This is a genomic window from Exiguobacterium sp. s56, from assembly GCF_018618255.1.
In the GTDB taxonomy this organism is placed as follows: Bacteria; Bacillota; Bacilli; order Exiguobacteriales; family Exiguobacteriaceae; genus Exiguobacterium; species Exiguobacterium chiriqhucha.
In genome coordinates, this window is the sequence record NZ_JACSLR010000032.1 from 1 (window position 1) to 5703 (window position 5703).

A 5703-nucleotide genomic window follows, 5' to 3' on the forward strand; every position below is an offset into this window, starting at 1 on the left:
ATTAGGCTACCTCACACCGATAAAATATGGTGTGGCGGCAGCCTAATCAAGGTGTTTTTATTAGTGTCTCATATAGCTAGGTCAGTCTACAGTGCACCTTCTTTACTTATCTGACTTTCGCTTCGCGAGCGATCGTCAATTGTTTCTCGATTTTTTCAAGGATGAGTTCGACCGAGTTTGGGTCGTTAATCAAGTCATACTCTTCGATTGAGAGACGAAGTACCGGGCAAAGATTGAAGTTGTTGATCCACTCCGTATAGCGCGCGTACATTTCTTCCCAATACGTAATTGGTGTTTGTTGCTCCATCTCACGTCCGCGCATTTGAATGCGGTCGAGCACTTGCTCGAACGAACCTTCGAGATAGATGAGCAAGTCAGGATGCGGGAAGAACGGTGTCAGCACCATCGCTTCAAACAAACTCGAGTATGTCTCGTAGTCAGTTGGAGACATCGTCCCTTTTTCGTAGTGCATTTTGGCGAAGATCCCTGTATCTTCATAGATCGAACGGTCTTGGATGAAGCCGCCGCCGTATTGGAAAATCTTCTTCTGTTCTTTGAAGCGTTCAGCCAAGAAATAGATTTGAAGGTGGAAGCTCCAACGCTCGAAGTCATGATAGAATTTATCGAGATAAGGGTTCGTATCTACTTTCTCAAGTGAAGTTCGGAAGTTGAGGGCATCGGCAAGTGAGTTCGTGATTGTCGATTTACCGATTCCGACCATTCCACCGATCGTGATGATCGTGTCATTCGGAATGTTGTATTTTTCATTCAGCGTCATTTGATTTGTGCTCCTTTAGTCAATTCTAATTCACGTTCGATCGTTGTGAGGACGTGCGTCAAATCGTCCGGGTTTTGGACGAAGTCGAGTTCATCTCCACTGAACGAAAGAATCGTCACTTCGGGGTGTGTCGCGCGGTATGATTCGATGAACGTTTCATAATCGCGGGCGAGCTGTTCGAGGTAGTCGCGAGACATATTCTCTTCTACTTCACGTCCACGCAAGGCGACACGTTTCATTAACGTCTCGATGCTGGCGTGTAAGTAGATGACGACATCAGGCTTTGGCATATCGTGTGTCAAAATCTTATAGATTTGCTCATATTTGTTCAAATGAGCTGGTCTCAGGGAACGGTGGGCAAAAATCAAGTTTTTGAAAATATGATAGTCCGAAACGACGGATTGCTGTTGACTCAAGTGGTGTTTGTGGATATCGTCTAATTGCTTGAAGCGATTACAAAGGAAAAACATTTCCGTCTGAAAGCTCCATTCGTCGATATCTTCGTAAAACTTGCCGAGAAACGGATTCTCTTCTACAATTTCATTCAGCATCTGCATTGAAAAGTGCTGACTGATGATATGGGCCAGTGACGTTTTCCCGACACCAATCGGTCCCTCTACCGTTATAAACATATGATGTCATCCTCCATTATCCAAAGTGCAAGTTCCATTCTAGCATACAATGAAGTGGATAGGGCGAGCGAAATGATTTTCATTTTTTTTCATAATAAGTAATCAGAAACGGAGTGTGTATATGGAACGAGATGAACGATTTATGAGGCTCGCCATAGAAGAAGCAAAGAAGGCGGAAGCAATCGGCGAAGTCCCGATCGGATGCGTCATCGTTAAAGGTGATGAAGTGATTGCCGCGGGTCATAATCGCCGAGAAACGGACTTATTGGCAGCGGCCCATGCCGAAATGATTGCGATTGAACAGGCGAACCAGGCGCTCAGCAATTGGCGTTTGGAGGATTGCGAACTGTTCGTCACGTTAGAGCCGTGCCCGATGTGTGCGGGGGCCATCGTGCTGTCTCGCGTGAAGCGTGTCATCTTTGGTGCCCATGATCCGAAGGGAGGGTGTTGCGGTACGCTCATGAACCTCGTTCAAGACGAACGCTTCAACCACCAAGCCGAAGTGACACAAAATGTTTTAGCAGAAGAGTGTGGGGAGTTGCTAACGATTTTCTTCCGAAACCTTAGAGAAAGGAAGAAGCAGGCGCGGCTTGAACAGAGAGGTTGCAACCCATCTGATTAAACAGTATAATGTAATAGCACTCAACGTAGTGCCTAACTTCATTTACCCATTTGCCGTGCTAGGCGGGGAGGTAGCGGTGCCCTGTAACTCGCAATCCGCTATAGCGAGACTGAATCCCGATTCGAGGGAGTGCATTGGTGTGGCCTGTCCTCGTGTAAGTGGCGTTGACGTCTGAGTCCTGCGCAACGGTCACCCATGAACCAGGTCAGGTCCGGAAGGAAGCAGCCTTAAGTGGTGACGTACCGTGTGCCGCAGGGGTGCTTGGGCCGAGCAAACTGCATGAGTAACGCACATTGACGTGCTTTCAGAAATCGGTGCGCGGCAGATTTATTTAATAACTTCAATCTACGGCCCCAGGGTTGTAGATTTTTTTGTATGATGAAATAGAGAATGTAAGGAAGAAAGGAGGCGGGGACATGGCGTATCAAGCGTTGTATCGGGTTTATCGTCCGCAGTCGTTCCAAGAGGTTGTCGGTCAAATTCATATCACACGTACGATTCAAAATGCGTTGCTTGAGGAACGAATGTCACATGCCTATTTGTTCTCGGGTCCACGAGGGACCGGGAAGACAAGTTTGGCGAAAATTATCGCGAAAGCTATCAACTGCGAGACAGCACCCACACGAGAACCGTGTAACACATGCCCGACTTGTATCGCAATCACGGAAGGGACGAGCCCGGACGTGTTTGAAATCGATGCGGCTTCAAATAATGGGGTCGACGAGATTCGAGAAATTCGGGATAAAGTCAAATATCCGCCTTCTCAAGCGCGCTTCAAAGTATATATCATTGATGAAGTGCACATGCTTTCGACTGGGGCGTTCAACGCCTTATTGAAAACGCTGGAAGAACCACCGGCGCATGCCATCTTTATTTTGGCGACGACAGAACCACATAAAATTCCGGCAACTATCATCTCACGTTGCCAGCGCTTTGATGTGAAACGGCATGAAGTCGGTCAATTGCAAACACGTATGGCATATATCTTGAACGATCAAGATTATGACTATGATCCAGAGGCGCTCAAGCTGATTGCTCGTGCTGCCGATGGTGGGATGCGCGATGCGCTCAGCCTACTCGATCAAGCGCTCGCTTTTAGCGATGGCCGTTTGACCGAAGACGCTGTTCTAGAAGTGACCGGCGCGGTAACGGATGATGCTCTACTTGATATGGCTTATGGCTTACAACAGAAGCAACTCGATCAAATTTTGAGTACGTTGGAAACGATGCTTCGTGAAGGTAAGGATTTGAAGCGATTCATTGAAGATCTCGTATTCGTTCATCGTGATGCTTTACTATTAAAGGCTTCACCTCAAGCCGTCGATTTACTCGAACGCGCCCGTCCGACAGAGACGTTCCGACAATTTGTTGAAGCGACGTCGACGGACGAGTTGTTCCAAGTGATTGAAGAGTTGAATGACTGTCAGCAACAGATGCGATTATCAAACCATCCGAAAGTCTTAGTTGAGTTAACGTTTATTCGGATTGCTGAACAAGGACGGACGATGACAGAACAGATGAAACAACTTCAAGAGCAGGTCCGTGAACTGAGTCGCGAGTTGAATGAAGTCAAGAAAACGGGTGTCCCTGCAGCGGAAGCAACAGCGGAGAAACCGAAAGTTGCCAAGCGAACTCAAATTCGAGTCCCGAAAGAACGCATTCGTCAATTATTGCAACGAGCGGAACGCCAACACTTAAACGCAATCCGTGATAGTTGGGAAGACATCATGGGGAACATTCGCACGCAAGATGGTCCGATTTTTGCACTGTTCTATGAGAGTGAGGCTGTGCTTTGTGCTAGTGACACCTTACTGGTACAATTTAAAGATGGGATGACGTGGCATTACGAGCAGGTTAGCTCGAACGGTCGCACGCGAGACGTGATTGAACAAGCCTTATTCGAAGTGACGGGGATTCGTCGAGAAATCATGGCTGTACTCGAGACCGATTGGGTTGAGTTGAAGAATGAGTTCATCCTTCGTAAACAAGCTGAACGTTCGGATCATAAGGAAGAGGAAGTGGAGGAAGAAGATCCACTTGTCTCAAAGGCCCTCGAACGTTTCGGTGACGTCGTTGAAATTGAAGAAGTTTAAAAGGAGGCGCTCTACATGCGTGGAATGGGAAACATGAACAACATGATGAAGCAAATGCAGAAAATGCAGAAAGATATGGCGAAAGCTCAAGAAGAATTGAAAGACTTAACGGTCGAAGGTACAGCAGGCGGCGGCATGGTTAAAGTAGTCGTTAGCGGACATAAAGAAGTGCTTGATGTCATTATTGCTGAAGATGCTGTGGATCCAGACGACGTCGAAATGTTGCAAGACCTTGTGTTGGCAGCGGTCAACGACGGGATGAAACAAGCTGACCAACTAGTTAATGATAAAATGGGACGTTTTACGCAAGGGATGAACCTTCCAGGTTTTTAAGTGAAGAAAGGAAAGATGCGAGTTGCAATACCCTGAAGCGATCGGACGTTTGATTGAAAGCTTTACAAAATTGCCGGGCATTGGTCCGAAAACTGCTATCCGTCTAGCGTTCCACGTACTTGATATGGAAGAAGACGATGTATTGACGTTCGCTAAGGCGCTTGTCAGTGCTAAGCGTGATATTAAATATTGTACGGTGTGTGGACACATTACAGATGTTGATCCATGTGCAATTTGTAGAGATTCGCATCGTGATGAGACGGTAGTCTGTGTCGTTCAAGATTCTAGAGATGTGATTGCGATGGAGAAGATGCGAGAGTACCGCGGGAAGTATCATGTCTTGCATGGAGCCATTAGTCCGATGGAAGGAATTGGTCCTGAAGACATTAACGTCTCGAGTTTGTTAACACGTCTCCAAGAAAATGAAGCGATTAGTGAAGTCATTTTGGCAACTAACCCGAACATTGAAGGGGAAGCGACTTCGATGTATCTATCTCGACTTTTAAAACCGACCGGTATCCGTGTAACACGTCTTGCTCACGGGTTGCCCGTGGGTGGCGATTTGGAATACGCGGATGAAGTGACATTATCTAGAGCGATGGAAGGTCGACGGGAACTATGAAGTGGTTTCGTAAACCTTTACGCTATGGTTACGATCAAAGGTTTTTGTCGGAGTTGTTAGATGCTAAGGCGAAGTACGAATCGAAACGTCACATTCTTGAAGTGAGCATCGAAGATACCGGTGAGTTAGCAGCCCAAGTAAAACAAGCGGAAGCCCTATACTTCTTTTATTTGAAAGAAGCGAAGCGACGCAATGTTTCACTGTCTAACTTAAGGTCGTGAGGCGAGATATTCCATCTCGCCTTTTTCTATGCTGAATCACTCTAGCAAATACATCGAGCATTTTTTCTCTATATAATGAAGGAACTAGAATTATATGAAGAGATTTGAAGCGATAGACAATTGAAATGAAAAATAATTTAAAGTTTTTCTAAAAAAGCTATTGTGTATTTAAAGTTTTATTGATATATTAATAGACGTCGCCGAGAGCGGTTTTGAAAATCGAAAAAAAGATATTGACTTCTAGTTGATAGCTTGTTAAGATATTTAAGTCGCCAAGAACGACAGACGAACTTTGAAAACTGAACGATGAGGCAAAAAAGTTTTACAATTTTTGAATGAAGCGCAAGCTTCGTCATTTTTAAAGAGCTATATCAAATTCTTTGGAGAGTTTGATCCTGGCTC

The 5703-nt window shown here is 45.7% G+C and carries 7 protein-coding genes and 1 other RNA gene; 6 read left to right on the forward strand and 2 right to left on the reverse strand.

The features are described from left to right. Positions 1-106: 106 nt before the first annotated feature. Positions 107-778, reverse strand: coding sequence for a deoxynucleoside kinase (locus tag KNP71_RS15570; protein ID WP_021065290.1), 672 nt, complete (start codon positions 776-778; stop codon positions 107-109). Next, complete coding sequence (locus KNP71_RS15575; protein ID WP_021065289.1) at positions 775-1410, reverse strand: deoxynucleoside kinase; 636 nt, start codon at positions 1408-1410, stop codon at positions 775-777. The genes KNP71_RS15570 and KNP71_RS15575 overlap by 4 nt, the downstream gene beginning before the upstream one ends. 121 nt (positions 1411-1531) lie before the next feature. On the opposite strand from KNP71_RS15575, the gene tadA reads away from it, so the two are divergent. From tadA to KNP71_RS15605, 6 genes are all read left to right on the forward strand, one after another. After that, a complete protein-coding gene (tadA, locus tag KNP71_RS15580) occupies positions 1532-2032 on the forward strand; it encodes a tRNA adenosine(34) deaminase TadA (RefSeq protein ID WP_058765163.1) in 501 nt (166 codons plus the stop codon). Between the two features lie 53 nt (positions 2033-2085). Continuing rightward, positions 2086-2354, forward strand: an RNA gene (gene ffs, locus KNP71_RS15585) — signal recognition particle sRNA large type. Between the two features lie 94 nt (positions 2355-2448). Further along, positions 2449-4125 carry a DNA polymerase III subunit gamma/tau gene (gene dnaX, locus KNP71_RS15590; RefSeq protein WP_021065287.1) on the forward strand — a complete coding sequence of 559 codons (1677 nt, stop codon included), beginning with the start codon at positions 2449-2451 and terminating at the stop codon, positions 4123-4125. Positions 4126-4140: 15 nt separating this feature from the next. After that, entirely contained in the window at positions 4141-4458 is a 318-nt protein-coding gene (locus tag KNP71_RS15595; RefSeq protein WP_021065286.1) for a YbaB/EbfC family nucleoid-associated protein, read from the forward strand. Between the two features lie 22 nt (positions 4459-4480). Beyond that, the gene (gene recR, locus KNP71_RS15600) at positions 4481-5080 is read left to right on the forward strand and encodes a recombination mediator RecR (RefSeq protein ID WP_029596455.1); all 600 of its coding nucleotides are present in this window, start codon (positions 4481-4483) and stop codon (positions 5078-5080) included. Beyond that, entirely contained in the window at positions 5077-5301 is a 225-nt protein-coding gene (locus KNP71_RS15605; protein ID WP_021065284.1) for a YaaL family protein, read from the forward strand. The genes recR and KNP71_RS15605 overlap by 4 nt, the downstream gene beginning before the upstream one ends. Positions 5302-5703: the final 402 nt, after the last annotated feature.

What these genes read in the sequence shown, in the direction of transcription:
- KNP71_RS15570 (WP_021065290.1), bottom strand. Translation starts at nt 778, where the DNA reads ATGACGCTGAATGAAAAATACAACATTCCGAATGACACGATCATCACG.
- dnaX (WP_021065287.1), top strand. Translation starts at nt 2,449, where the DNA reads ATGGCGTATCAAGCGTTGTATCGGGTTTATCGTCCGCAGTCGTTCCAA.
- KNP71_RS15605 (WP_021065284.1), top strand. Translation starts at nt 5,077, where the DNA reads ATGAAGTGGTTTCGTAAACCTTTACGCTATGGTTACGATCAAAGGTTT.
- KNP71_RS15595 (WP_021065286.1), top strand. Translation starts at nt 4,141, where the DNA reads ATGCGTGGAATGGGAAACATGAACAACATGATGAAGCAAATGCAGAAA.
- KNP71_RS15575 (WP_021065289.1), bottom strand. Translation starts at nt 1,410, where the DNA reads ATGTTTATAACGGTAGAGGGACCGATTGGTGTCGGGAAAACGTCACTG.
- tadA (WP_058765163.1), top strand. Translation starts at nt 1,532, where the DNA reads ATGGAACGAGATGAACGATTTATGAGGCTCGCCATAGAAGAAGCAAAG.